Genomic DNA, 24,360 nt, shown 5'->3' with positions numbered 1-24,360 from the left:
GATGTTGTATGAGAAGGACTTTGACGACCGCCTCATGGACCGTGACAGTTGGATGGACCAACTGGCCCCCTACGTCAAAAACGAGCCCTCGAACCACTGCACGGTGGTCGCCAAGGAGAACGAAGAGAACCCGAGCCTGTACGGCTTTTCCTTCAACTCGCGGCTACACCAGATAGACACCAACAAGATCACCGATCCTGAAGCCCGGCCCATGCTCTACGACTCAAACAACCTTGCCCGCAACGCCAGCGACCCGTTCAACAGCCTGCCCGATCCCGGCAGGCACGGCACTAAAGAACTCCCCAAAAACGTCGTTGCCTTTGCCGATGCACACGCAATCGCGCTCTCCAAGGAAAAGGCCAAGGAGTTCAAACCATGAGGATCTTCACGGAAGCGGCCGGCTTGGGAAGAAGACTGTTCGAGGCGTTCGTGGGATTGATTTGCTTGGGATTTGTCGCCTTCATCCTCCTCGCCTACTTGTCCGCGCGGCCACATAGCCACAATCGCATCTCCTGCATCTCCAACCTGAAGCAGCTTGGACTCGCGAACCTGATGTACGCCGCAGATTGGGATGACCGGTTACCCCCGCGCGACATTTGGATGGATGCCATCCGGGACTATCACAAAAACTATGGCGGCGAGCGCTGCGGCGAAGTTACGGCCAAGTACGCCGACCGCAAAGACCTTTACGGCTACAGCTTCAACAGCCGCTTGTCGGGCTTTAAGACGGGCGTTCTGGATTGGGAGGCCACCCAGAACAGGCCGATGCTCTACGATTCGATCAATCTGGCCCGAAACGCAAGCGACCCGTTTGCCAGCCTGCCCGATCCCCCCAGGCACGGGGAGTTGGTCAACATGGTCTGCTTTCTGGATAGCCACACCAAGGGCCTGAAGAAGGAGGCCGCGAAGTCGGTGGGGCCGTAGCAGCACCTTGCACTCCTCGCCTGCTCGATCAGCCTGGAGCCGTGGATGAGTTTGTCATTCCGAACGCAGTGAGGAATCTGACTGTAATCCGCCCCGTGATTGGAGGCTCTGTGTTCGAGGTCGTGTACCGCTCCAAGTAGATTCCTCACTACGTTCGGAATGACAGGACCCTGCTTGAGCCTTCTGATCTAGTCGTCTCCTGATCTCCTCATCCCTTTTTGTCCTCACTTCCGCCCTTGCCCGGTGCCTCGGAACCTCCACCCCCATCCCCCTCCTCCTCTTGCTCCTTCGTCGCAACAAGAGGAGGGGGATGCCTGCGCTCCGTCCCCTCCACCCTTCCCTACATCCACACTTCCACACTCACAAAACTAGGCCTTTCGACAGAACTTTCTTCAGAGTCGCTCGTCTTAGCTCATACTCTTACGAGTAGCAGCCATGCGCAACACACAACTGCAACCAAGCGCTGGCGCCTTTTCGATGGGCGCATAGCGCGTCTCGTCGTCTCGGCAATCTTGCCGACCGTCCCCATCTGGGGAACCTGACTCGCTCTCGCTCCACTCGATGGGACTTTTGGACCTGAGGGACCTAAAGCCAGCGGAGTGTCCGTAACCCGGTCATGGAGCCAGACCTGTTTCGCGTCTCGAATACCACGAGCCGCCAAGACCTCTCAAACACAAGGAGAATAACATTGGAACAAGAGCTATTGGAAAAGCAGCTTGAGAAGGTCGACGGCCGCGGAGTCACCCAGCACCTCGGCCAGGACCACCCGGTGGTCGTCGCCCGGCAGCGTTGGCTGCAGGCGCGACGCGCCCTCGCGGAGGCCCAGAAGCCGGCCACCGGCGAAAAGCCGGCGCAGGACGGCGCTTATGCAAGCTGAACCTCATAGCAGGGCAAAAAGTCCGTCTCGTTAACCAACGAGGCGGGCTTTTTTGTTGTCGTAGACTATAGAGGAGGCTTCGAAATGATCGCCAAGCCCATGCTCGTCCTTAGCCTAGTCGTGCTTCTGTTTGTTGTGGGCGCCATCTTGTGGCCAACGTGCGCATGTGGTTCACCCGAATTGAGCCGTCAATCCGCTTGCATGAGCAACCTCAAGCAGATCGCCCAAGGTGCGCTGATGTACTCCGAGGACTACGACGGCACTCTGCCCAACCGTGACCGATGGATGGACCAACTTCAGCCCTACCTCGCCTCGCGGACCATGCCGAACGGTGAGGAGGACAGGTTCGCCATCTTCCGCTGCCCCCAGCTGAAGAAAGACGGGGAAGCAAACCGAAGCGTCTTTGGGTACGCGATGAACGCCCGCCTGAGCGACAAGAAGCTCGCATCGTTCAAGAAGCCCGAGACGACTCGCCTCTGCTACGACTCGTCGAACCTCGCCAAGAACGCCTCTGATCTCGTCAACAGCCGCCCGAACCCGCCTCGGCACAGGAACAGCACGAAGAACGTGACGGCGTACCTGGACGGCCACGCGAAAGCTGAGGCTCGCTAATCCCGGATCGCAGGAGCTGGCAGCGACGCAGCCCATAATGTGGTTACGGCCGGAGGAAATGACGTGGGAGAGAAGTTGGCTGGAATTGGAGTCATTGCCTTGAGCCTAGCCCTTGTATGTTTCATCCTGTGGCCCGTTGTTTTCGCGGCACCATCCGTCGATGGGCATGGCAAGGCCACCTGCCTTACGACCCTCAAGCAGCTAGCGCTTTCTGGCATCATGTACGCGGGGGACTATGACGATCGGTTGCCGCTCCGGGACGAGTGGATGGACGCATTTCGCCCCTACCACAAGAATATCCTGATAGAACATTGCCCAGGTGTTCAGAGTTCAAACGCGGACCCAAACAAACCGCCCTATGGATACGCCTTCGATAGCCGGTTGTCCCTGCAGGTTTTGGCGAAGGTCAATGAGCCGCGAGCACAGACATTTCTCTATGACTCTATCAACCTCGCTCGGAACGCAAGCGACCCCTTACTGAGCCTTCCGGATCCGCTTCGCGAGCACCCTGCGAAGGGGGGATCGACAAAGCGCTACAATTCGATGGCTTACCTTGACGGCCATGTCACAGAACTTTCTGCGGAAGAACCCTAAGCTCATGCCCCGTGTTCGCGTTCACACCAGCTTCAACCCCGTGCAAGCACGGCTGATCGAGAGCCGCCTTGAGGAGGCCGGCCTCCCGGTCAAGATGCAGCTTGGCGGCTCGGGTGTCGGCGTCATCCAGCCCGGCGGGCCGTTCGAATTCTGGGCAGAAAGTGAGGAGGCCGCCCAAGACCCCGCGATCAAGGAGATCATTCGGTCGGTGTCCCGGTCGGACGGCTTCAGCGAAGAAGAGGCCGACGAGATCGAGCACATGGAGCTCAAAGATGAGGCGACGGAGGTGGGCTACGCGACCTATCTCTTGGCGTTCATCGTCGCGATCGTCGCGATCTATGGGTTCGTGATGCTGCTGGTTTGGCTGGTGGGTGTGTTTAGGAGTGCGTGACCAGATGGCTTCTGAGCGCTTCTTCAAGACGAACGATGAGGTTTTGGCGAAGACACTGACGCTGGCCCTGCGCGAGGCGAACCTTCCAATCGATGTCGCCGTGACCAACCGTTACGTGGATCACGAAGCCTCCGCACCGTACGGACCCGATGATTACGAGTTCTACCTTGCCGAGGACGCAGAACTCACCTCGGAGCAACTCGACGGAATCGCCGCTATCATGCGTGAGATCGTCGGTGTGTGGCCACCGCCTGAATGGAACTGGACTCAGGCCGAGCTGGATTCAGTTGACGCGACGCCAGGTGAGGATGGGGTTTAGGGCGCCTCACAAAGAAGACAAACACTCCCGAATCGCGTCCCAATTCGGCATATCGCGGGGCGTCACCGTTTGTTCGGCGTAGCGAACGATGCCCGCCTTGTCCACCACAAACGCGGCCCGTGCCGCCGCCTCGCCATTGGTTCCCAGAAAGTCTGGCAGCACCACGCCGTAGTCGTGGATGACCTTCTTGCCAAAGTCGCTGAGAAGCGTCGTGGTGATGCCGCTGGCCTTGGCCCAAGCTTCCTGGGACAGCGGCCCATCCACGCTGATGCCGTAAACCTGCGTGCTGTCATCGGTTTTGAGGAACTGTCCGCTGGCGATCCCGCAAAGCTCGTCCGTGCAAGGGCCTGTGAAGGCGCCCGGAACAAACAGCAAGAGGGTGTTCTTCTTGCTGTAGTTCGAGGACAGCGTCACGTCGACGAATCCCTCGGCGGTCTTGGTCTTGAGGGTGAAATCGGGGGCTTGAGAACCAACGGAGATGGGCATGGCGAGTCCATTATGACAACAAGAAGCCGCGCGTGGAGTGACCTTCACGCGCGGCCTTGGTGCGTCGAGGCTCAGCCTCTTGCTTCGTCCGATTGGCTCGGCGCCGTCCGGCTATCGCCGGGGGGGACGGTGCCATCCGGCGTCTCGATGATCTTGGGCTTTCCCGGAAGCTTTTTGTCGTCCTCGCTGGAATCACCCCCTCCGCAGCCCACCAGCAGCAAGCTTGCGCCCACTGCCAGCAACAATGCAAGCGCGCGCATCCTCATAGCGGGTCGGCACCGCCGCCAACATAGGTGGCCGCCTCCGGGGTCGAGAAGTCAAAGTCCGGTCGGAAGAAATAGGGATGGCAGAAATACTGGTCCCAATACCTTCCTCTAGGCGACATGAACACGTCGTAGCGAGCCCATGGCTCCTTTCGGGGATCGGTTCTCATCGTCGTGTCCTGGGTCCCGGTCGAGAGCCTCTTGAACTTCGCGTGGCCGTCCGCATAGGCCAGGATGATCCCGCCCGCAAAGATGTTGACGCCGGTCTTGTGCCCGGTGCCTGCGCCCGTTCGCGTGGTGTAGCCGCCCGTCTCGCCGTTGATGTTGAAGTCGCAACCCGACTTAGAAGGGATGTACCGGCAGGGCTGGTTCCCGTCGTTACAGTTCAACCAGGGGCTGGCATAGCCGAGCCCGTAGAGGGTCCTCTTGCCGTGCCCATGCCAGAAGACGGTCAGGTCCGCTGGCGTAGTGATCGCCGTCGAGCTGTATCCATTTAGGAGCCCGTTATAGGTGTAAGTGATCGATTCCAGGCCCTCGGGAAGGCCCGTGGAGGGCGCGTAAGTCGCGCTAGTCGTTCTTTGAACGCCTCCTGGGCACCGGTACAGGTTGATGTTCTTGATATAGGGCTGGATGGTGTTGAAGACGAACGTTCGAACGCCGTTCAGCTTCCAGTCCGGCTCCGTGTTGGGCATGATGCTGTCCGGCACGGGAACGAAGAAGTTCCAGTTGTATGCGCCGGCGGGCGGTCCCGGCGAGCCGGGCGCGAACGCCAGCGGATAGTAGTCGTCATAGTCCGCCAGATACATCAGGGTTCCCAGTTGCGTCTGCTTGAGGTTGCTCAGCGACAGCGTCTTCTTCGCTGCCGCCTTTGCCTGGGCAAACACGGGGAACAGGATGGCCGCAAGAATCGCGATGATCGCGATGACGACCAGAAGCTCGATAAGGGTAAACGCCCTTTTTCTTGATAGGTTAGAACTCGTCATGGTGTCCTTGTCACTCCCCAAAGACCGATCCATCAGCAGAATTGCTGACGGACGTACTGTACTATAACATGAGTTCCTCCACAACCCAATGCTTCGGTCATGGAATCGTTGGTATGTTCCAAGGGAATGAGCCTTTGCAGGGCACGGGCACGTTCCGGTAAACCTAGGGGATGCTTTGGGGGCTAGACCTTGGCGGCACGAAGGTAGAGGGCGTGGTGCTCGATCCGCGCAACCTCGCGGCTCCTCTGGCTCGCCTTCGCCTTCCCAGCGAATCCGCCAAGGGCTATTCCCACCTTCTCGGCCAAATCGCCAGGGTCGTCGAGATGTTGGAGGCCGAGACGGGGCTGCAGCGGCCCGAGACGATCGGCATGGGGACCCCCGGCGCACGCGATCCAGACACGGGCCTCATGAAGAACTGCAACTCCACCGTTCTCAACGGGCGCACCCTCTGGGAAGATGTACAGCGCGCACTCGGCGCTCGGGTGGTGATGGCCAACGACGCCAACTGCTTTGCGCTCGCGGAGGCAAGGCTCGGGTGTGCGCAGGGCTTCGGAAGCGTGTTCGGGGTGATCATGGGCACGGGCGTCGGGGCGGGAATCGTGATCGACGGGAAGGTGCTCATGGGACGGCACAGCATCGCCGGCGAATGGGGCCACAACGTGCTCGAAGAAGGCGGAGTCCCCTGCTATTGCGGCAGGCGGGGGTGCGTCGAGACGGTGCTGTCTGGCCCGAGTTTGGAGCGCTACTATGAGTCCATTTCCGCGCGCAATCTGCCGCTTCCCGACATCGCCGCCCTCGAGGAAGAAGGAGATTTGAGTGCGGTGCAGACCATCGACCGCTTGTGCAACCTGTTTGGCATGGCAATCGGCCCCGTGATCAACGTCTTGGACCCCGACGTGGTGGTTCTGGGAGGCGGGGTCGGCAACGTGGAGCGGCTGTGCGCCAGGGCGCGCGAGTGCGCGGCGCCGTGGGTGATCACCCCGGCACTTCATACCGAGTTCCGGCGACCAACCCTGGGGGACAGCGCAGGCGTATTTGGCGCCGCTATGCTCGTGCTATAGGGTCAGCCGCAACAGAGGCGCGGGCCGGCATCCAGCGTGGTGCGATCGTGCCGTCAGAGATGCTGTTCGCTTTGTGATCTTGTGGCTCTTGGCGGACTATCCGAGTCCGCCCGTGGCTACCTTGTAGACCACAAAGGCGATTGCCGCCAGACCCACGATGATGACGATGTACTGCCAAAGCTTGCCATCCTGCATTTCAACGAACTCCGGTTTTGAGAGTTTAAGGGCAGGCTCCCGGACTTGCGCGGCCGACTGGCTCCAAAGCGCACCCTTGAAACCTGAAAGCGTACGCCTACTATTTTGAGGCATACGCTTTCGATTCCTGCAAGCCCATGGCACTTTCTGGCCCTGGGGCGATGGCGGAGCGCCGATCAGCCGTTGCGTCGAGGCGACCTTCGCAGGCCGATGAAGCCAAGGCCGGTGGCGAGGAAGGCCAGGCTTGCCGGCTCGGGCACCGCTGTGATCGACCAATCGAAGTCGGCGTTCATGAGGCCCTGGGAGTACCCTTGGCCCGCCGCAGAAAAGATGTTGCCGTAGTTGAAAAGTCCGACAGTATATGTCGTGCCGTTCACTAGGGCGCGAGTGAATGTACCGGTTGCATCGGGGGTGTAGGGATCGCTGGCATCGAAGCCTCCGCCTGCGCCCGTCCAGCTGATTCGTAGACCCTGAAGGCCAAACACGGAACCCGAACTCCACACGCGATAGTTCAGCTTGAACTGCCCATTCGAGGTGGCCTGGAAGGTGTAGGTAAAGGTATCGAGGCCGGTGTTGAAGTTGTTCAGCTTGGCCTCGTGGTTCTTGAGGGAGTCACGGGTCCAACCCATGTCGCGCCAATGGACCAGGCCTGAAGCAGCACTGAAGAAGCTGGCCGAGGCGCTAGACTGGCTCGTCACGTAGCCTCCGCCCGCTTCCGTATTCGTCACAGACACCGAACCCGCAAGAGGATTGAGCGTTCCTCCTTGTGAGTCGCTGCTGGCTGCGTATGAATACGAACCGTTGAACTGGTCGGCGTCGGCCTCCGCGGAGACGTTGAGGGTCGATCCGAGCGCGGTCTGGGCGAGGGCGCCTGCAGGCAGGAGCAAAAGGGGCGATAAGGCGGCAAGGGGCCGCATGGCTTTACGTATCATTTCATCCATCCTCACGTTCCGCCAGCTCAGCTTTCGGCCTTGCCGGACGGCGGCGTCAGGTGCACTTATTGGGGTGCACATCTGGAGCGCACGATAGATAGAGTAATCCGGATTTTCGCTTGATACGATTCTTGACAGATTTACCAAGTTGAGAGTTGATGGTTTGCAAGCGAAGTTGCACTTCTGCTGAAAAAAAGTAGAAGGCCCAAAAGCAAAAAAGCCCCACCAAAGGTGAGGCTTTTCAAAAGTTACTATCCGGGCAGCGTCCATATCTCCCGGGCTGTCGCCAACCAAGTACTTCCGGCGCTGAGGGGCTTAACTGCCGTGTTCGGGATGGGAACGGGTGTTTCCCCCTCGCCATGGCCACCCGAATAGAAATCGGGGGTCGGATTGGTTCTCAGGTACTAGGTTCTCAGGCACCCGGTATCAACCGAACACCTGGCCACCTGAACTCCTGGCCACCATTCCGACTGCTCTCAGCATAAGAGAGCTTTGATAGTTGCATAGGAACCGCAATAGACTACATCCATCGAACATTGGAGAAAGCTTTGCTTGAAGCCCTCGGCCAATTAGTACCGCTCAGCTGAACATGTTGCCATGCTTACACCTGCGGCCTATCACCCGGTGTTCTCCCGGGGGCCTTACTCCATAGGATGGGAAATCTAATCTTGGGGTGGGCTTGGCGCTTAGATGCTTTCAGCGCTTATCCCTTCCCGACGTGGCTACCCTGCGTCTGCGCCTGGCGGCACAACAGGTACACCAGAGGTCAGTTCGCTCCGGTCCTCTCGTACTAAGAGCGACTCCCCTCAAATTTCCTACGCGCGCAGTGGATAGGGACCGAACTGGCTTACGCCGTTCTGAACCCAGCTCGCGTGCCGTTTTAATCCGTGAACTCCGGAACCCTTGGGACCTTGTACAGCCCCAGGATACGACGAGCCGACATCGAGGTGCCAAACCATGCCGTCGCTGTGAGCGCTCGGGCAAGATCAGCCTGTTATCCCCGGGGTAGCTTTTATCCGATGAACCCTGGCGTGCCCACGCACAACCAGAGGGTCACTTAGTCCGACTTTCGTCCCTGCTCGACCTGTCTGTCTCGCAGTCAACCGCACTATATACCTATACGCTCAACGCCTGATTTCCAACCAGGCTGAGTGCAGCTTTGAGCGCCTCCGTTACTCTTTCGGAGGCGACCGCCCCAGTCAAACTACCCGCCTAAGACTGTCTCCAATCCCGATCAGGGACCAGGTTAGTGAACCAGATATACAAGGGTGGTGTTCCATTGGTGCCGAAGCTCCCACCTACGCTCTACATGCATAACCAATTCACAATCTTAAGGTGTAGTAAAGCTCCACGGGGTCTTTCCGTCCTACTGCGCGGAACCCGCATCTTCACGGGTGCTACATTTTCACCGAGCTTCTCGTTGAGACAGTGCCCAAGTCGTTACGCCTTTCATGCGGGTCGGTATTTAGCCGACAAGGAATTTCGCTACCTTAGGATCGTTAGAGTTACGACCGCCATTCACCCGGGCTTCGATTCGATGCTTCAGGTTGCCCCTGACATCTCCTGTTAACCTACGGGCATTGGGCAGGCGTCAGCCCCTATACTTCGGTTTTCACCTTAGCAGAGACCTGTGTTTTTGGTAAACAGTCGCCTGGGCTGCTTCGCTGCGGCCCCTTGCGGGGCGCCCCTTATTGCTAACTTACGGGGCTCGTTTGCCTAGTTCCTTAACGAGAGTTCTCTCGAACGCCTTAGTCTCCTCGACTCACCTACCTGTGTCGGTTTGCAGTACGGTCAGATACGCGGTATAGCTGTGGAGCTTTTCTCGGCCCCCCTCAATCCCAGTTCAGTCCCTCCGAAGAGTTTCCTTTCCCGCTATTAGTCATTCCGCCAATATTTCTACTGGCCAAACCTTTAGCTAGCCCACAACAACCAACGGTGTGGGATGGGATATCGAGAAGCGTCCCTCCATTGCCCGCGCACTGGGTCTGGAATATCAACCAGATGTCCATCGGCTACGCCTTCTGGCCTCACCTTAGGAACCGCCTAACCTCCGTCTGACGAACATGGCCGGAGAAACCTTAGGTTTTCGGCGTTGAGGATTCTCACCTCAATACTCGCTACTCATGCCTGCATTCTCACTCGTACACACTCCACCGCTGCTTACGCTACGGCTTCGCTGCGTGCACGACGCTCCCCTACCGATCATCTTACGATGATCCCTAAGCTTCGGAAGTGAGTTTAAGCCCCCTTACATTATCCGCGCAAAATCACATTCGGCCAGTAAGCTGTTACGCACTTTTTAAAGGATGGCTGCTTCCAAGCCAACCTCCTGGCTGTTAACGCGATCTCACATCGTTTCACACTTAACTCACGTTTAGGGCCCTTAGCTGTAGATCTGGGCTATTGCCCTTTTGACGACGGATCTTATTACTCGCCGTCTCACTGCCAGATTGATCATATGGTATTCGGAGTTTGGTTGGTTTCGGTAAGCTGGTAGGCCCCCTAGACCATTCAGTGCTCTACCCCCATATGACACCATCTAACGCTGCACCTAAATGCATTTCGGGGAGAACCAGCTATTTCTGCGTTCGATTGGCATTTCACCGAACTAACCACAACTCATCCGGTAACTTTTCAACGTTAATCGGTTCGGCCCTCCATGGTGTGTTACCACCACTTCAGCCTGGCCATGGCTAGATCACGCAGTTTCGGGTCTGCTAATACCGACTTGACGCCCTATTCGGACTCGGTTTCCCTCCGGCTTCGCGTCTGAGACGCTTAACCTTGCCGGCATCAACAACTCGCAGGCTCATTCTGCAAAAGGTACGCCGTTACGCCTGGCCGGATCGCTCCGGTCATAGCGCTTCGACTGTTTGTGGGTGGCGCGGTTTCAGGGTCTGTTTCACTCCCCTCCCGGGGTACTTTTCACCATTCCCTCACGGTACTGGATTCACTATCGGTGACAAGTCGTATTTAGCCTTACCCGGTGGTCCGGGCGGATTCACGCCGAATTCCTCGTGTTCGGCGCTACTCGGGTACCACCTGAATTCGATCTGAGTTTTTGAAATACGGGGCTCTCACCCTCTATGGCGGAATGTTCCAATTCGCTTCTTCTAACTCAATTTCGTAAACTTTTATAAGCCTCCAAACCTATAAGTCCTATAAGACCTATAGATTTAGAGACCTATCGGTAGCCCCACGACCCCGAAAGGCAAGCCCTTCGGTTTAGGCTGTTCCGCGTTCGCTCGCCGCTACTTACGGAATCTCTTCGATTTCTCTTCCACGGGTTACTTAGATGTTTCAGTTCACCCGGTTCCCTCCTCACGCCCTATGTGTTCAGGCGTGGGTCATCAGGCATGACCCTGATGGGGTTACCCCATTCGGATATCTCCGGATCATCGCTACTGTGCAGCTCCCCGGAGCGTTTCGCCGCTTTACGCGTCCTTCTTCGGCAACTTGTCCCTAGGCATTCACCACGCACCCTCTAAGCTTCAGCAAAGCTTGAATTCTCCAAGTGCTCGATGCATGCACCCTATTACGGGTTCACTATGCAACTGTCAAAGATCTCGTCGCTGGCTGCTGGAACCGACACGCGTGAGCGCTCGGGGGTCCAGCGGCAAGAGGAGATGATACCAGCCCAGCCAGCGCATGTCAAGGGTCCGGGCCCGAATCTCGCAACTTTTGCCATCGATCCATGAAAACTACAAAAAGTTGGCGGATTCTTGAAAACTGCTATCATGGGCTATGGTCAAACAGACTCCTCTTCCCTTTGCCTATTCACAACGAGAGGAGTTCCTGTCGCTCCCCCTTGAGAAACGATCCCCACATCTCTGGGAGGCCTATGCCTTCTGCACGGGCCAAGTCGGACTCGGCCGAATACCCGATCCCGAACTCGCGCGAAACATCGGCGTGCTTCAAACGATGATGCTCGAGGTCGCACGATTCATCGCCGCAAGGCTTCGCCAAGACGGAACCTATGCCAACTGTGCGGATGAACGCTGGCCGAGAAACCACACCGGGTCCGACCTGGCCCACTACTACGACTCGGGAGCGTATCCCCCGCAACTGATGACCCTCCCCAACGACCCCACCGTCCGCAAACAGGTTCTTGGTGAGGCGCCAGAGCAGCTCTTCGACGAGATGATCGCTTGGTCAGAAACACCGGCAGGCAAAGCGGGACTAGGCGATGCAGAACTGCGGAAGCTGCTCTCCGAGCGAGACTCTCATGTCCCCGAAGACCGACGAACGGAAGACCTGCCGCCGGCAGCGGCGGAAGCCGATCGCAAAATGAAAGAGGCGAAGGATCAAGAGACAGGGGTGAACTGGCTCAAAGACATGGGGGCCAATGGCCGACTGATGGGCTGGGCGGAAAGCCTGGGCCTCGAAGCCATTGTCAGCCTCCACTCGGGAGCGCCCTTTGCGAGAATGCCGATGGACAGGCTCCTTCCGAAGCTCATGGCGATTGAGGCCAGCGGTGACTGGGATCGCTTGGAAACCTTCCTAAGGGTGGAATTGCCTGCTGACGCCGCGAATCTGGCCAAGCTGAGAGGAGCGCTTCCCAAGAGCAGAAAGTAGCACGTGAACCGGACATGTGGAGCCTGGCTCAATAACCCGGCCGAAATCGCCGAGGTATTATTGCAGTGTAACGTCTCACGTTAATGAGTTTTTGAATCAGCCCGGCCTTCTGCCTGCTCCTGAATTCAGCTTACTTAGACACTTGATTCGGGACAGATGAAAACGGGGGCAGCTCCCCCGAAAAGGAGGCCACACTTGGCCAATAAGACACTCTATGTGGGCAATCTGCCCTATTCCACCAGCGAAGGTTCTCTGACCAGCGCATTCTCAACTTTCGGCGCAACCAACGCCCGCATCATCGAGGGGCGTGGCTTCGGCTTCGTCGACGTGGATGCCGATCAGCTTGATGCTGCCATCCAGGCCATGAACGGCAAGGAAATGGACGGCCGCACCCTCACCGTGAACGAAGCCCGCCCGAAGGGTGAAGGCGGCGGCGGTGGCGGCGGCGGACGAAGCGGCGGCTACGGCGGCGGCGGCGGTGGTGGCGGCAACTATGGCGGCGGTGGCGGCGGACGTCGGCGCAGCTGGTAAGCGCACAGCCTAATACGTTGGGTCCTGAGATCTCCTGACCTCAGAACTCCACAATCGCGGGCGCAAGGACCTATCCTTGCGCCCGCTTTGTTGGTTCAGCCCCCAAGCGAGCCGTGAGAAGATTCCAATAGACTTGGGTGGGCCCCGCCGACGGCCCAGAGCCAGGTGCCGAATTGACCACCCACGAGCGCATGACGCGCATGTATTCCCACCGAGAAGCCGACCGCGTGCCCATCACCGACGGTCCCTGGGCCGCCACCATCGAGCGCTGGCACAGCGAAGGCATGCCGAAGGACGTGCCCTACGACCGCTATTTCGACCTCGACCGCTTCGTTTACGTTGGCGCCGACAACAGCCCGCGCTATGAATCCAAAGTGCTCGAGGAAACCGAAGACTATCTGATCCATACCACAAGTTGGGGCGCCACGCTCAAGGACTGGAAGCATGCTGGCGGCGTCCCGGAATTCCTGGACTTCACCGTCAAGGACAGCGAGAGCTGGGAACGCGCGAGGGCCCGGATGACGCCAGACCCCGACCGGATCAACTGGGAGCACCTCAAGAAGCACTACAAAAGCTGGCGCGAGGAAGGCGCGTGGATCAGCGCGGGCTTTTGGTTCGGGTTCGACGTGACGCACTCGTGGACCGTCGGCACCGAGCGGCTCCTGATGGCGATGATCGAAGAGCCGGAGTGGGCCGCCGACATGTTCCATCACTTCCTGGACGTGCACCTGGCGCTGTTCCAGCAGGTCTGGGACGCGGGATACACCTTCGACGAGATCACCTGGCCCGACGACATGGGCTACAAGCAGAACCAGTTCTTCTCGCTCAATACCTATCGAGAGATCCTGAAGCCGGCGCACAAGAAGGCTTGCGACTGGGCGCGCGAGAAGGGCGTCAAAGTGCGGCTGCACTCCTGCGGCGACATCCGGCCCTTCATCCCCGACCTATTGGAGATAGGAGTCGAGTTCCTCAACCCGATCGAGGTGAAGGCGGGCATGGACCCGATCTGGCTCAAAGAGACCTACGGCGAACGGCTCGGCTTTCATGGCGGGCTAAACGCTGTCCACTTCACCGAGCCCGAGACGCTCTGGGCCGAGATGCGCAGAGTCATCCCCCAGATGAAGAAGGACGGCGGGTACCTCATCTCATCCGACCATTCGGTGCCCCAGTCCGTGAGCCTCGAGGAGTTCCGTGAGTTCGTCCGGCTCGGAAAGGAGCTGGGCAGCTACGAGTAGACCACCTGTTGCCACCTCGCCCCACTGGGGAGAGGCGGCGAGCAATGCGAATCGCAGATCCCGCGCCTCACGGGACCGGGTGGGGAGGCTTCAGCTTATCTACTGAACCTGCATCCTATACATCTTTGTCAGCAACTAATGGTCCCAAGGGCCCAACTCGGAGGGCCGGAGGCGGGTAGTCCTTTCCACCAGGAGACCACCATGCCGCTTCTTCCTTTCATCAGCCTCGTGCTCGCCACCGTCGCTCCCTTCAGCACCCGCATCGGGCTGGCCCTCAGCGTTCCCGATGGCGCGGGTGAAGAGGAGTTCATGGCCGCCATCCGCCAACAGATTCGTCTCGGGCTCGATGGCGCAGCCCCTAGCCTGAAGTGGGACGAAAACGAAGAGCAGAACGGCAAACCTCTGAACGACAGCCTCGGCGTGCTGAAGCTCATGGGGCAAGAGGGGCTCCTTACAATCAACACCCTCGATACCATCAAGCGCCGTCTCCCGAAGGACCTGATGGACAAGAGCTGGGACGATCCGGTTCTCACCGAACGATGGGAGAAGTTCCTGGCCGAGATTACGCCCAAGCTGGGCAAGAGGGTCCTCTGGGTGAGCCTGGGAAACGAAGTGGACGGCTACCTGAACTCCCGGCCCGGCGAAGTGGCAGGCTACAAGAGGTTTCTCGCGCGAGGGCGCGCGATCATCAGGAAAATCCGACCCGACATCGGCGTGGGCGTGACGGTGATGTGTTTGGAATCCCAGAAGTCGCCCAACTTGGCGAGTCTGCTTCAGGAAAACACCGACGTCTGCATCTTTACCTACTACCCTTCCGGCGCGGGACCCACCGCAAACAACCCATCTATCTGGGCCTCTCAGTTCGATTTCATGCTCGGGATCGCTGGCAACCGGCCGCTGCTGCTCCAAGAGATCGGCTACCCAGCGTCCGAAAAAGCAGGCAGTTCGCCAGAAAAGCAGGCCGAGTTTATCGGCGAGGTCTTCAGGCAACTGGACAGGCACACGGCGAGGATCCCTCTGGCCGCGTTCTTTATGCAGTCGGACTTCCCCGCTTCCCTGATGCACGTCCTGGAAAGCTATTACGGCATCAGCGACCCCGGGTTCCTGGCGTTCCTGGGCTCACTTGGGCTCAAGGACGCCAAGGGCCAGCCCCGCCCGGCGTGGAAGGTGTTTGAGGAGGCCGTGCGGAAGAGGAAGGGGTGAAGGGCTGAGGGGCTGAACATGCCGTGCAAGAGCTGCGTAGGCAAATCCTTACGAAAATTCATATGATGATTCTGTTGCCCCCTTATCTATGATAGGCCTATGGCAATCGGAGCTCGTTCAGGAGGGGGCCTTGCTCCCCTAGCGGCTGGGGTCATCGCTTCCACGTTGCTGTTGGCAGGATGCTGGGGCTCGCGTCAGTCACAAGTGCCCGAACCCCTCCACTTTCTGCTTTTGACCGGGTTCCCCGGGGGCAATCGCTTCATTGATGTGGATGCTGATGGGGTTCGACGCAGGGTCCTGGATTTCTCGGAAGAGTATGTAGAGGACTACGCCATCGGCCCCGATGGCCAGACGGTGGCGATAGTAGGCTCTCCAACAACCAGCAACGGATTCATGGATCTCTTTGCATTCGACCAAAGGTCCGGAAAGCCTCCTGCCAAGGTAGCCCAGATACCCTATGGCTCGGGATCATCGATTTGCTTTTCAGCGGACGGAGCATCCGTCTATGTAGTTGGGGGATCGGCGGATGGCACTGACGTCTACGAATGTCCGTTCTTAGGTGGCGCGCCACGCCGCCTAACCAGTCTGGGTGACGTCAAGCCGACTGCTGGCATCACCTCCACAAGTAGGGGTGACATCGTCTTTGTAAGGTGGGGGACCGGACAGGATCTGCTGTATTACATTGACGGCCCTGCGGACTCCGATCCCAAGCCTCTGTTTGGACAGACGGGCAGGCAACCGGCTCGGCTCGTTCAGGGGACAGACGCGGTTGTGATTTTCGCCTCGTTCGACACTTCAGACCCGTGGTGGTGTCGGATCAAGTCGGCGAACCTGGACACCGGGGAAGTCACGACGGTCACCCACTTAACATGGGGCAAAGGAACTGAACCGTGGCTCGCAAGCCTCCTGCCAGGCTATCTATTTGGTGCGATTGACGACGTAGATAGGGCAGGAAACACGGCATCCCAGTTGTTCCGATACTACGCGGCCGGGGGACCGGGTGAGCAGCTCTTCACGCCGGAGATGGTCTTCGGGTTGGCCGCCCCAGGTTCACCATAGTTTCCCGACTCTTTCGGCCATGGCATGCGGCAGCAGTCGGCCATCGCCGAAACATAGCGGGTTCAATGAGGATCGAAGGAAGCGAAAAGGGGTGAAGGGCTAGAAGATGCTCAATCCCGCCGCGGCCCAGTCATCGTTGAACCGCTTCAAGCCAATGTCGGTCAGCGGGTGCTGAAAGAGCTGCTGCATCACCTTGAGCGGCATCGTCGAGATGTGCGCCCCCACCCGCGCCGCTTGGACCACGTGAAGCGGATGCCGAATACTCGCCACCAGCACCTCGCTCTCAAACCCATAGGTCCGCACCATATCCACGGTCTCGGCCACGGCGTCCATCCCCTCGCCGCTGATATCGTCCACCCGCCCAACGAAGTTCGAGATAAACGTCGCGCCGGCTTTCGCCGCCATCAGGGCCTGAGACACCGAAAACACCAAGGTTACGTTGGTGCGGATGCCTTTTTCGGTGAGTTTGGAAACGGTCTTGATGCCCGCTTCGGTGAGGGGGACCTTGATCACGATCTGCTCGTGCCAGCTCGCGATTTCGAGCGCCTCTTTCATCATGCCTGCGTGGTCTGGCGCCACAACTTCGGCGCTGATCGCCCCACCCGGAACCAGCTCGCAGATTTTAAGGACGGTCTCTTTGAATCCCTTGCCCGACTTGGCGATCAGTGTCGGGTTGGTGGTCACACCGTCCAAAATCCCCCAATCGGCGGCCTTGCGCACCTCTTCCACGTCGCCGGTATCCACAAAAAGCTTCATGGGGGAGAGTGTACTTAGCCCCCTCCTTGTTTTTCGCGCAGCGGAAAGTGAGGAGGCTTCTGAGTCCCGACGTGTCGGGAGGGTTGGGGGTGGAGACGTCCCTAGCTCGACCCCTTCACCCGGCTGACCAGGCTCGTTCCCACGATGAACCAGACCGCCGCAATCAGAAAGATCCCCCGATAGCCGTAACCCGGCCCCAACTCGTTGCCCACCTTGATGAGTCGCCCGGCCAGGCCAGCCGCGAATTGGGCGAGCGGCAGGCTCATCACCCAAACCCCCATGTCCTTGCCGATCGAATCGGGATCGGGCAGCACATCAGCCACTAGGGCCCAATCGGCAGAGACATAGATGCCATAGCCAAACCCGAACACAACGGCCAAACACCAGAGCGTCGTGTACTGGGAGGTGAGCGCAAACGGCACCAGGACGGCGAGCATGATCACGCCCGAGGTTCGGATGATTCGTTTCCGGCCTAGACGATCGAGATAGCGAGAGGCCGTCATGGCCCCAAGTGCGCCAAAGAGGGCGATTGTCAACCCCAATGCCGCTACCGGCGCTAACGTATTTGCGGGGTCCTTCGACAGGGTCAAGCCGAAGAGGGTGTAGGTCTTCACTACGTCGCGAAGGAAGTTGGAGAGATACGGCTCGATCAGATAGAAGCCCGTGGCAACCATGAACCGGGTCAGCCACACCCACGTGAAATCTCTGGAGCGCCATGGGGTGAGCCACCCCTTGAAATAGTCGGCAAAGCCTGGTTTGGCAACTGGTTCGGTGGGGACAGCGCTCACTCGATCCGCGCCATTCGTCCCCAAAAGGGTGATCGAAGCGCAGACCACGTTGAGAATGGCGATCACCGCATAGATGGCGAGTGCGCTCGAACCCAGGGCAAGTCCCGTAAGCCCTGCGAACAACTGGCCGGTGTTCTGGAGGATGCCCATGATCCCGCTGGCTCGGCCCCGACGGTCCTGTGGAACCAATTCAGGGATGAACGCCGCATATGGCCCCGTCCCGACGTCGTCTGAAATCTGCAGCAACAAGTAGCCTAAGGCGAGGACCCATAGGCGGTCGGCTTGCGAGAGCAGTGCCAGTGCCAACACGGTCATGCCGGCGCCGATGGCAAGGAACTTGCGCCTCGAACCCGATCCACACCCCATCCGGTCGGTCAGATAGCCGAAAATCGATGGCCCGAACATCGCCCATATCGCACCAATGGCGAACACCGTTCCCCATTGGGCGTTGTAGTCGGCCTTGGCCGCGGCATTGGGGCCGCTCTCAACGATCGAGCGCACCTGTGCCGGCAAAATGGCAAGCAGCAGAATGAACCACTTGAAGCTCGTAGCAAACCAATAGGCCGAGAGCCCGAGGTACCAGGAAGTTCGATCTCGATAGGGTGCCATATGAGAACCAGTTCTGTAACGCCTCTGTCAATCCTGCGTCTGCATCATCAAAGGAGTGTCGAAGGGCCTATTTGACGTGGGTACAATTCAATCCCGTGGGTTCCCACAGTGTCAAACCGCTGACCCAGCCAAGGATGGAGGGAAGAAGTGAGTGAATTTCGCATTGAAGGGGGAAGGCCGCTCCAGGGCACGATTGAGGTGCCGGGAAGCAAGAACGCCTGCCTTGCCCTGTTATCGTCGGTCGTCCTCGCCAAAGGAGTGACCGTTCTTCACAATGTGCCCAAGGTCTCAGATGTGCGCATCAAGGCGCACATCCTCGAGTCCTTCGGGGCGAAGGTCGAGTGGCGCGAAGGGTCCCTTTTCATCGACTGTACGGACCTCTTTCAAGGCGATCCCGACCCCGAAGCGATGCGCGCGATCCGCACCAGCTTCTACTTGCTCGGCCCCTTGCTCGGCAGGCTTGGGCAGGTGCGCATCCCCATGCCCGGCGGCTGCAAGATCGGCGCGAGACCTGTGGACTTCCACCTGAAAGGGCTGCAACTGCTCGGCGCGGACATTCAGACCGAGGACGGCGCGTATTCCGGCAAGGTGAACCGCCTCAAGGGCGCAGAAATCTACCTCGACTTTCCCAGCGCCGGCGCGACCCAGCACCTGATGGCGACGGCCACGCTCGCCAAGGGCATCACCACCATCCAGAATGCCGCCGTGGAGCCCGAAGTGGTCGAGCTCGCGGGCTTCATGAACCGCATGGGTGCGCGAATCGAGGGCGCGGGCAGCAGCACGATCACGATCATGGGCGTGGAGGAAATGTGCGGCTGCGAGTTCCGTGTCCCCAGCGACCGCCTCCAGGCCGGAACCTACCTGCTGGCCGGCGCGATCACAAAGGGTGATGTCACGGTCAACGAAATCAACCCCGAAACGCAGACCGCCCTAGTGAACAAGCTTCGAGAGGCAGGCGCCGAAGCCGACGAGGAAGTGAATTCTGTTCGCGTGGCCTCGATGGGCCGAATGAGCGGCATCAAGATCAAGACCATGCCCTATCCGGGCTTCCCAACCGACATGCAGCAGCCGATGGCCGCCGCGCTGACCCTTGCCGAAGGTACCAGCGTGGTCGAGGAGACCATCTACGAGAGCCGCATCGGCCACATCCCCGAACTCAACCGCATGGGCGCGAAGATCCGGCTTGAGGGCCGCTCAGCAATCATCAGCGGCGTGAACAAGCTCAAGGGGACGACGGTGGAGGCCAGCGACCTCCGCGCCGGGGCGTCACTGGTCCTTGCCGGGCTTGCGGCTGAAGGCGAGACCCGTGTGCGCAACATCCACTTCATCGATCGAGGCTACGAGAACTTGGAGGAAAACCTTAGAGCCCTCGGCGCCAACATCGTGCGAGTTCCCGGCGAACACGCCGAAGTGGCGTAGGGGCTAGGCCTTCTTCCTCTCGACCACAACCTGCACCGAATCCACAGGAAACGGCCCCGACGTTAGCCCCGATAGCGTGCCCTCGGTCTTGTTCAATCGCCCTGTGGCCACGTCATAGAAGCTCGTAAAGGTCACCTTCGCGGGCTTGTCCTTTCCTTCTGTCGTGACCTCCATGCTTGCGGTGAACTTGGCCACACCTCCTTCAGAGCTCACCAGCGTCCCCGTCCCCTTTCCCGTGACCTCGGGCGGTCCCTTCTCCCTGAACTGGATCGGAAGGGCCTCACCCACCTTCCAGACTCTACCGTCCGCCAAGTTCAGAAACTTCAGGAAGTCAAGCGGATTACCTCCCTGTGCACCAGCTTTCTCACCGACCTTCTTACCAAAGCGGTCGACCTTCTGCGTGCTCTTTTGTTCCCCCTGCTGGCCTGCCTCGACCTGGACGCCATTCACCAGCACCTTGACGTTGCTCACGACGCTCTCGACGTCCGCGTCGCCGTTCTCATAGACCTTCAGCGCCGTCTCAGTGCGATCCAAGGAAATATCGATCGAACCAAGTTGGGGCGCTTCCATCGAGAGCTTCAAGACAAAAGTGGCCTTCTCTCCCACCGTCCATCGCGGTGAGAACTGGAAGGTGTCCTGATTCTCGGCGAGCGTCGCTCCAGTCAAGGTCAAAACAAGCGAGAGGGCAGGTCCAAACTTGCGCATCATCGCCCAATGTACGCCTTTGGTAACTCCGATAGCAACCAATAATCTACAATCGTAGAGTTGAAACCACCCGGCGAACTTGCCGGGGCTTCCTTGGCGTTCTAGCTAAAAATCAGCCGAACCGCAAGGGCACGCATCGGAGTCCAACCTAACAGAAACATGGCCACTATTCGCAATCGACACCACGGGCTGCTCGCCCTACTCCTTTTGGCGCTGCTCGGCTTTGCTCTTCCTGGCTGTGGAGGCGGAGGCGGGGGCGGAGGCGGAGGAGCACAAACCGGCACCGTTGAGATACAGGTCGATTGGCCCTCCCGCGCCCAGAACGTGCCCAAATATGCCAACAGCGTCAAGGCGACGATCACCGATGGCTCGAACCAGGTTTCGGTGGTGTTGAACCGTTCCGGCGACACCGGATATACGGGCACCGTGTCGTTCCCCCAGGCCATCACCGTCGGCACCCACAACATGGCGATCGCCGCTTACACCAACACCAACGGAAACGGCGATATCGTGGCCACCGGCAATCGAGCCGTAACCGTGACAGCAGGCCAAAAGACCACGGCGCTGCTCTCCGCAGACTTCAACTCGACCGTTCACCACGTGGTCATCGACGGCGAACCGATCTTGGTCACCACCGGCAACTCTGCCCAACTCCTCGGGCACGCCGAAAACGCCTCCAACGCCACCCTTCTGCTGCCCAGTTCGGCGTTCACCTGGACGGTGACGGCCGGTGGCAGCTTTGGCTCGGTGACTTCTTCCGGGCTCTTTACGGGCATTGCCGATGGGACCGTCACCGTCCAAATGACGGAGGCATATTCCGGGATGTCGGACACGGCCGCGGTCACCGTCACACCAGCGAGCGGGCAGGGCAATGTCAACGTGAAGGTGGATTGGCCCTCGCGGGGACGCTACGTGCCGCCTTACGCCGAGAGTGTGAAGGCGACGATCACCTTCAACAGCACCCCCTATACGGTAACCATCAATCGCTCGGGAGACACGGGCTCTCAGGGGTCGGCCCAGTTCGCCCAGCAGTTCGACATCGGTACCTATCCGATGGTTGTCGACGCCTACACGCAAACGAATGGTGGAGGCACCAGGGTCGCGACGGCGACCGTCAATGTGAGCGTGTTCGCCGGGCAGACCGCCCAGGTCAACGTCTCTGGCAATTTGCAGTCCTTGATCGACCATTTGGTTATCGAGAACCAGCCGCTTTCGCTCGCTGCGGGGCAGCAACTCCAGTTGGTGGGGCATGCCGAAAACGCCGCCAACGCCACCTTGCTTCTCCCATCTGGAGCGCTCACCTGGTCTGTGACAAGCGGCGCCAGTTCGGGTTCGGTGACTCTTGCGGGGCTGTTCACCGCGGGCAATCCTGGCACGGCGACGGTGCAGCTCGCCGAAGTCGGCGCGGGCAAGAGTCAGACGGCCAACGTAACCGTGCTTGGGGCCCTACCCCCGAACAAGATCTTCTATAGCCTGTTCAATTCGGGCAACCTGACCACGGACCTTGCCTACATGGACCCCAACGGGGCCAACCGCACCCCCATCTTCTCGCTTCCGCTCAACATCACGGTCGCGACGCTGAGCCCGGATGGGCAGCATTGGGCGTTCTTCTATTCGCCAGATCCCCTGAGCGCGAACGCAGTCTACGACGTGTACATCAACACGACGCCAAGCTTTGCCGGGGCGACCCGGATCACCAGCGCTAACTACACCTACGACGGCACGATCCAGTACACATCCGACGGCACGCAGTTGGTCTACACGGCCTCGCCCACGCTCGGCGATTCGGGTCTGTACAAAGTCAACGCCTCAGGCGGTTCGCCAACGCGCCTGGGTGGAACGGCAAACATCGAGGCAGCCCACTTGAGCTACGCGACGAACAAGATCGTCTGCACGCGGGTTGTGTCGGGTTTGGGTGAGATTGCCACCATTAACCTGGATGGAACTGGCCTCACCAACATCACCAGCAACACGTCAGACGACATCATGCCGCAGTGGAACAAGGCCGGAACCAGGGTGGCCTTCAGCACCGACCGTAACGGCGACTTCGACATCTACACGATGACCTCGACGGGCACCGGTGTGACCAGGGTCACCAACGTGAACCTGGACGAATACGGGCCGACCTATGACGATGGCGGCACGAACCTCGCCTTCGCCGTCATCGGCGGCGACCTTGCGGATTACGGCGTGTACACGTGCACCTCGACCGGTGCGAGCCGCACCCAGATCCTTTCCGACCAATCCATAGGCGCAGGACTCTACTGGTCGTCGCTGACGGGGCGCGCGTCGGGCGGAATCGAAAGCTACCTGTTCGGCCGAACCCGCCGCGGCCACCGGCGGTAGAGCATCCCGAGAAGCAAAGCCCCTCACTTGGTCTTGCGCAGCAAAACTGCTTCCGAGCCCCTCCCTCGTTCTGGTTCGTAAATGCTTCTGAGTCCAGGCTTGTCGGGAAGGGAGGGGTTGGGGTGGGAGACTCCGGGAGGGACAAGGGACATCTGAACACCTTCCGTCTCACCGGCTCTCCGTCTCACCGTTTCTCCGACTCACCCACTGACCCACTCATCGGCTCATCCACTCACCTCAACAGCCCTTCCAACCTCTCCAGAGCAAACCCCTCCCGGAACTCAGCCTCCAGCGGCCCGGCGACAGCCCGGGCCTTGATCAGCTTCTCAAACAGCTCGCAATAGGGGTCCTGAGCCTTATAGTCCTTACGGAAGTCGGCAAACCCCGCGATGCGCCCGTCGTCGAACAGGAAGATCTCGGTGATCACCGGCTCCTCTGTGCTCGAAACCACATACGTCTTGGCCGCCTTCTCGGGGTAGCCGCGCTGCTGGAACGAGAGGTCCCCGATGTCTGAAAACACGTACGGCACGGCGTCGAAGTTGCCGATCTGCCCTGCCATGCCCGCGCCGGCGCGATCGGCCGTCGCCTTGGCGTGGAGGTGGTGCTCCACCCGGTAGTTCCCGCCAAGGTGGGGATCCGGATACTCCACGACGTCGCCCGCCAGCCAGATGCAGGGATCCGTCACCGACTGTAGGTTCTCCTTCGCCAAGACGCCCTGCGCGCCCACCTGCAGTCCCGATTCCTTCGCCAGCGCCGTGCGGGGCCGTGCCCCGATCCCAAACACCACGAAGTCGCCTTCGAATGTGCCCTGATCGGTCTCGACCGACTTGCCGCCGCGCACCGCTTTCGCCGAGGCGCCCGTGACGACCCTCACGCCCTTACCTTCCAGTTCCCTTTGCGCAGCGCTCGCGGTGGTCGGGCTCCCCACGCGGCCCAGCAGCTTGGGGCCGTGCTCGATCAGCGTGACCTCGCAGCCGCGCCCCGCAAGAGAGCTGGCCAGTTCGCATCCGATGAATCCGCCCCCGACGATGACCGCCTTCGCGCCCTTGGTCGCGGCGTCGCGGATGCGGGCGCTGTCGGCGCACGAGCGCAGCACCCAAGTCGAATCTGCGCCCTCGATCGCAGGTCTCACGGGCTCGCTGCCCAGGGCGTAGAGCAGATTGCTGTAGTGGATCTCTTCCCCGCTCTCGGTGCGCACGCTTCGGCCGCGAATGTCGATGCTGGCGGCGCGGGTGCCGGGAATCAGCTCGATGTTGTTCTCGGGGTAGAAGCTCTCGTCCTTGCTGTGAAAGTCGCTGATGGACTTGGCGTCGTTCCAGAGGAAGTACTTGGTGAACGGCGGGCGGTCGTATGGGTGCTCGTTTTCCTCGCCGAGGATGGCGACAGACTGGCTCTTCTCAAACTTTCTCAGGCTGACGGCGGCATAGGCGCAGGCGGTCCCCCCGCCCAGGAGCAAATGGTCGAAGTATCGAGGCATTTGGGAATGATAGCCGGTCG

The 24,360-nt window shown here is 59.6% G+C and carries 23 protein-coding genes and 2 rRNA genes; 14 read left to right on the top strand and 11 right to left on the bottom strand.

Going from position 1 to position 24,360, the window contains the following annotated elements; all coding sequences use genetic code 11:
• The 6 genes from HZC36_06245 to HZC36_06220 all read left to right on the top strand — a co-directional run.
• The coding region (locus tag HZC36_06245; protein ID MBI5706572.1) for a hypothetical protein at positions 1 to 379 on the top strand (379 nt) is incomplete at its 5' end.
• The gene (locus HZC36_06240) at positions 376 to 924 is read left to right on the top strand and encodes a hypothetical protein (protein ID MBI5706571.1); all 549 of its coding nucleotides are present in this window, start codon (positions 376 to 378) and stop codon (positions 922 to 924) included. The genes HZC36_06245 and HZC36_06240, both read left to right, overlap by 4 nt.
• Positions 925 to 1,612: 688 nt before the next feature.
• Positions 1,613 to 1,801, top strand: coding sequence for a hypothetical protein (locus HZC36_06235; GenBank protein ID MBI5706570.1), 189 nt, complete (start codon positions 1,613 to 1,615; stop codon positions 1,799 to 1,801).
• 84 nt (positions 1,802 to 1,885) lie between these two features.
• The gene (locus HZC36_06230) at positions 1,886 to 2,413 is read left to right on the top strand and encodes a hypothetical protein (protein ID MBI5706569.1); all 528 of its coding nucleotides are present in this window, start codon (positions 1,886 to 1,888) and stop codon (positions 2,411 to 2,413) included.
• 562 nt (positions 2,414 to 2,975) lie between these two features.
• Positions 2,976 to 3,398: a hypothetical protein gene (locus HZC36_06225; GenBank protein MBI5706568.1), complete on the top strand. Its 423-nt coding sequence runs from the start codon at positions 2,976 to 2,978 to the stop codon at positions 3,396 to 3,398.
• A 4-nt stretch (positions 3,399 to 3,402) separates the two neighbouring features.
• Positions 3,403 to 3,717: a hypothetical protein gene (locus tag HZC36_06220; protein ID MBI5706567.1), complete on the top strand. Its 315-nt coding sequence runs from the start codon at positions 3,403 to 3,405 to the stop codon at positions 3,715 to 3,717.
• A 6-nt stretch (positions 3,718 to 3,723) separates the two neighbouring features.
• Here the strand turns inward: HZC36_06220 and HZC36_06215 are convergent, their stop codons facing one another.
• From HZC36_06215 to HZC36_06205, 3 genes are all read right to left on the bottom strand, one after another.
• Positions 3,724 to 4,203, bottom strand: a complete 480-nt coding sequence (locus HZC36_06215; GenBank protein ID MBI5706566.1) for a redoxin domain-containing protein — start codon at positions 4,201 to 4,203, stop codon at positions 3,724 to 3,726.
• Between the two features lie 71 nt (positions 4,204 to 4,274).
• Positions 4,275 to 4,463: a hypothetical protein gene (locus HZC36_06210; GenBank protein MBI5706565.1), complete on the bottom strand. Its 189-nt coding sequence runs from the start codon at positions 4,461 to 4,463 to the stop codon at positions 4,275 to 4,277.
• Positions 4,464 to 4,465: 2 nt separating this feature from the next.
• Positions 4,466 to 5,449 carry a prepilin-type N-terminal cleavage/methylation domain-containing protein gene (locus tag HZC36_06205; protein ID MBI5706564.1) on the bottom strand — a complete coding sequence of 328 codons (984 nt, stop codon included), beginning with the start codon at positions 5,447 to 5,449 and terminating at the stop codon, positions 4,466 to 4,468.
• Between the two features lie 170 nt (positions 5,450 to 5,619).
• Here HZC36_06205 and HZC36_06200 point away from each other — a divergent pair, with 170 nt between their 5' ends.
• A complete protein-coding gene (locus tag HZC36_06200; GenBank protein MBI5706563.1) occupies positions 5,620 to 6,510 on the top strand; it encodes an ROK family protein in 891 nt (296 codons plus the stop codon).
• Positions 6,511 to 6,606: 96 nt separating this feature from the next.
• Here HZC36_06200 and HZC36_06195 read toward each other — a convergent pair whose 3' ends face one another.
• The 4 genes from HZC36_06195 to HZC36_06180 all read right to left on the bottom strand — a co-directional run bounded on the left by HZC36_06195 (position 6,607) and on the right by HZC36_06180 (position 11,136).
• The gene (locus HZC36_06195; protein MBI5706562.1) at positions 6,607 to 6,819 is read right to left on the bottom strand and encodes a hypothetical protein; all 213 of its coding nucleotides are present in this window, start codon (positions 6,817 to 6,819) and stop codon (positions 6,607 to 6,609) included.
• A gap of 62 nt (positions 6,820 to 6,881) precedes the next feature.
• On the bottom strand, positions 6,882 to 7,637 hold the full coding sequence (locus HZC36_06190) for a PEP-CTERM sorting domain-containing protein (GenBank protein ID MBI5706561.1): 756 nt from the start codon (positions 7,635 to 7,637) through the stop codon (positions 6,882 to 6,884).
• Positions 7,638 to 7,891: 254 nt separating this feature from the next.
• Positions 7,892 to 8,008, bottom strand: a 5S ribosomal RNA gene (rrf, locus tag HZC36_06185).
• 176 nt (positions 8,009 to 8,184) lie between these two features.
• Positions 8,185 to 11,136, bottom strand: a 23S ribosomal RNA gene (locus tag HZC36_06180).
• A gap of 245 nt (positions 11,137 to 11,381) precedes the next feature.
• Between HZC36_06180 and HZC36_06175 the strand changes: the two genes are divergently transcribed.
• From HZC36_06175 to HZC36_06155, 5 genes are all read left to right on the top strand, one after another.
• Positions 11,382 to 12,212 (top strand): hypothetical protein, encoded by an 831-nt coding sequence (locus HZC36_06175; protein ID MBI5706560.1) that lies wholly within the window; start codon positions 11,382 to 11,384, stop codon positions 12,210 to 12,212.
• Positions 12,213 to 12,368: 156 nt separating this feature from the next.
• The gene (locus HZC36_06170; protein ID MBI5706559.1) at positions 12,369 to 12,743 is read left to right on the top strand and encodes an RNA-binding protein; all 375 of its coding nucleotides are present in this window, start codon (positions 12,369 to 12,371) and stop codon (positions 12,741 to 12,743) included.
• A gap of 173 nt (positions 12,744 to 12,916) precedes the next feature.
• Positions 12,917 to 13,978, top strand: coding sequence for a hypothetical protein (locus tag HZC36_06165; protein MBI5706558.1), 1,062 nt, complete (start codon positions 12,917 to 12,919; stop codon positions 13,976 to 13,978).
• Between the two features lie 201 nt (positions 13,979 to 14,179).
• Entirely contained in the window at positions 14,180 to 15,181 is a 1,002-nt protein-coding gene (locus tag HZC36_06160; protein MBI5706557.1) for a hypothetical protein, read from the top strand.
• 99 nt (positions 15,182 to 15,280) lie between these two features.
• The gene (locus HZC36_06155; protein MBI5706556.1) at positions 15,281 to 16,240 is read left to right on the top strand and encodes a hypothetical protein; all 960 of its coding nucleotides are present in this window, start codon (positions 15,281 to 15,283) and stop codon (positions 16,238 to 16,240) included.
• Positions 16,241 to 16,339: 99 nt separating this feature from the next.
• Here HZC36_06155 and fsa read toward each other — a convergent pair whose 3' ends face one another.
• Positions 16,340 to 16,996, bottom strand: a complete 657-nt coding sequence (fsa, locus tag HZC36_06150; protein MBI5706555.1) for a fructose-6-phosphate aldolase — start codon at positions 16,994 to 16,996, stop codon at positions 16,340 to 16,342.
• A 101-nt stretch (positions 16,997 to 17,097) separates the two neighbouring features.
• Positions 17,098 to 18,393, bottom strand: a complete 1,296-nt coding sequence (locus tag HZC36_06145; GenBank protein ID MBI5706554.1) for an MFS transporter — start codon at positions 18,391 to 18,393, stop codon at positions 17,098 to 17,100.
• Between the two features lie 147 nt (positions 18,394 to 18,540).
• Between HZC36_06145 and murA the strand changes: the two genes are divergently transcribed.
• Positions 18,541 to 19,812, top strand: a complete 1,272-nt coding sequence (murA, locus tag HZC36_06140; protein MBI5706553.1) for a UDP-N-acetylglucosamine 1-carboxyvinyltransferase — start codon at positions 18,541 to 18,543, stop codon at positions 19,810 to 19,812.
• A gap of 3 nt (positions 19,813 to 19,815) precedes the next feature.
• Here murA and HZC36_06135 read toward each other — a convergent pair whose 3' ends face one another.
• Positions 19,816 to 20,520, bottom strand: a complete 705-nt coding sequence (locus HZC36_06135) for a hypothetical protein (protein ID MBI5706552.1) — start codon at positions 20,518 to 20,520, stop codon at positions 19,816 to 19,818.
• Positions 20,521 to 20,676: 156 nt separating this feature from the next.
• On the opposite strand from HZC36_06135, the gene HZC36_06130 reads away from it, so the two are divergent.
• The gene (locus HZC36_06130) at positions 20,677 to 22,863 is read left to right on the top strand and encodes a PD40 domain-containing protein (protein ID MBI5706551.1); all 2,187 of its coding nucleotides are present in this window, start codon (positions 20,677 to 20,679) and stop codon (positions 22,861 to 22,863) included.
• Positions 22,864 to 23,095: 232 nt separating this feature from the next.
• On the opposite strand, the gene HZC36_06125 is transcribed toward HZC36_06130, so the two are convergent.
• Positions 23,096 to 24,340 carry an NAD(P)/FAD-dependent oxidoreductase gene (locus HZC36_06125; GenBank protein MBI5706550.1) on the bottom strand — a complete coding sequence of 415 codons (1,245 nt, stop codon included), beginning with the start codon at positions 24,338 to 24,340 and terminating at the stop codon, positions 23,096 to 23,098.
• Between the last annotated feature and the right edge of the window lie 20 nt (positions 24,341 to 24,360).

It is taken from the genome of Armatimonadota bacterium (genome assembly GCA_016223145.1).
Classification (GTDB): Bacteria; Armatimonadota; Fimbriimonadia; order Fimbriimonadales; family Fimbriimonadaceae; genus Nitrosymbiomonas.
This window is presented reverse-complemented; position numbering and strand designations above follow the sequence as displayed.

What these genes read in the sequence shown, in the direction of transcription:
- HZC36_06155 (MBI5706556.1), top strand. Translation starts at nt 15,281, where the DNA reads ATGGCAATCGGAGCTCGTTCAGGAGGGGGCCTTGCTCCCCTAGCGGCT.
- HZC36_06205 (MBI5706564.1), bottom strand. Translation starts at nt 5,449, where the DNA reads ATGACGAGTTCTAACCTATCAAGAAAAAGGGCGTTTACCCTTATCGAG.
- HZC36_06190 (MBI5706561.1), bottom strand. Translation starts at nt 7,637, where the DNA reads ATGATACGTAAAGCCATGCGGCCCCTTGCCGCCTTATCGCCCCTTTTG.
- HZC36_06145 (MBI5706554.1), bottom strand. Translation starts at nt 18,393, where the DNA reads ATGGCACCCTATCGAGATCGAACTTCCTGGTACCTCGGGCTCTCGGCC.
- HZC36_06225 (MBI5706568.1), top strand. Translation starts at nt 2,976, where the DNA reads ATGTCACAGAACTTTCTGCGGAAGAACCCTAAGCTCATGCCCCGTGTT.
- HZC36_06195 (MBI5706562.1), bottom strand. Translation starts at nt 6,819, where the DNA reads ATGCCTCAAAATAGTAGGCGTACGCTTTCAGGTTTCAAGGGTGCGCTT.
- HZC36_06125 (MBI5706550.1), bottom strand. Translation starts at nt 24,340, where the DNA reads ATGCCTCGATACTTCGACCATTTGCTCCTGGGCGGGGGGACCGCCTGC.
- HZC36_06135 (MBI5706552.1), bottom strand. Translation starts at nt 20,520, where the DNA reads ATGATGCGCAAGTTTGGACCTGCCCTCTCGCTTGTTTTGACCTTGACT.
- HZC36_06175 (MBI5706560.1), top strand. Translation starts at nt 11,382, where the DNA reads ATGGTCAAACAGACTCCTCTTCCCTTTGCCTATTCACAACGAGAGGAG.
- HZC36_06220 (MBI5706567.1), top strand. Translation starts at nt 3,403, where the DNA reads ATGGCTTCTGAGCGCTTCTTCAAGACGAACGATGAGGTTTTGGCGAAG.
- HZC36_06130 (MBI5706551.1), top strand. Translation starts at nt 20,677, where the DNA reads ATGGCCACTATTCGCAATCGACACCACGGGCTGCTCGCCCTACTCCTT.
- HZC36_06210 (MBI5706565.1), bottom strand. Translation starts at nt 4,463, where the DNA reads ATGCGCGCGCTTGCATTGTTGCTGGCAGTGGGCGCAAGCTTGCTGCTG.
- HZC36_06240 (MBI5706571.1), top strand. Translation starts at nt 376, where the DNA reads ATGAGGATCTTCACGGAAGCGGCCGGCTTGGGAAGAAGACTGTTCGAG.
- HZC36_06170 (MBI5706559.1), top strand. Translation starts at nt 12,369, where the DNA reads ATGAAAACGGGGGCAGCTCCCCCGAAAAGGAGGCCACACTTGGCCAAT.
- HZC36_06200 (MBI5706563.1), top strand. Translation starts at nt 5,620, where the DNA reads ATGCTTTGGGGGCTAGACCTTGGCGGCACGAAGGTAGAGGGCGTGGTG.
- HZC36_06230 (MBI5706569.1), top strand. Translation starts at nt 1,886, where the DNA reads ATGATCGCCAAGCCCATGCTCGTCCTTAGCCTAGTCGTGCTTCTGTTT.
- fsa (MBI5706555.1), bottom strand. Translation starts at nt 16,996, where the DNA reads ATGAAGCTTTTTGTGGATACCGGCGACGTGGAAGAGGTGCGCAAGGCC.
- HZC36_06215 (MBI5706566.1), bottom strand. Translation starts at nt 4,203, where the DNA reads ATGCCCATCTCCGTTGGTTCTCAAGCCCCCGATTTCACCCTCAAGACC.
- HZC36_06160 (MBI5706557.1), top strand. Translation starts at nt 14,180, where the DNA reads ATGCCGCTTCTTCCTTTCATCAGCCTCGTGCTCGCCACCGTCGCTCCC.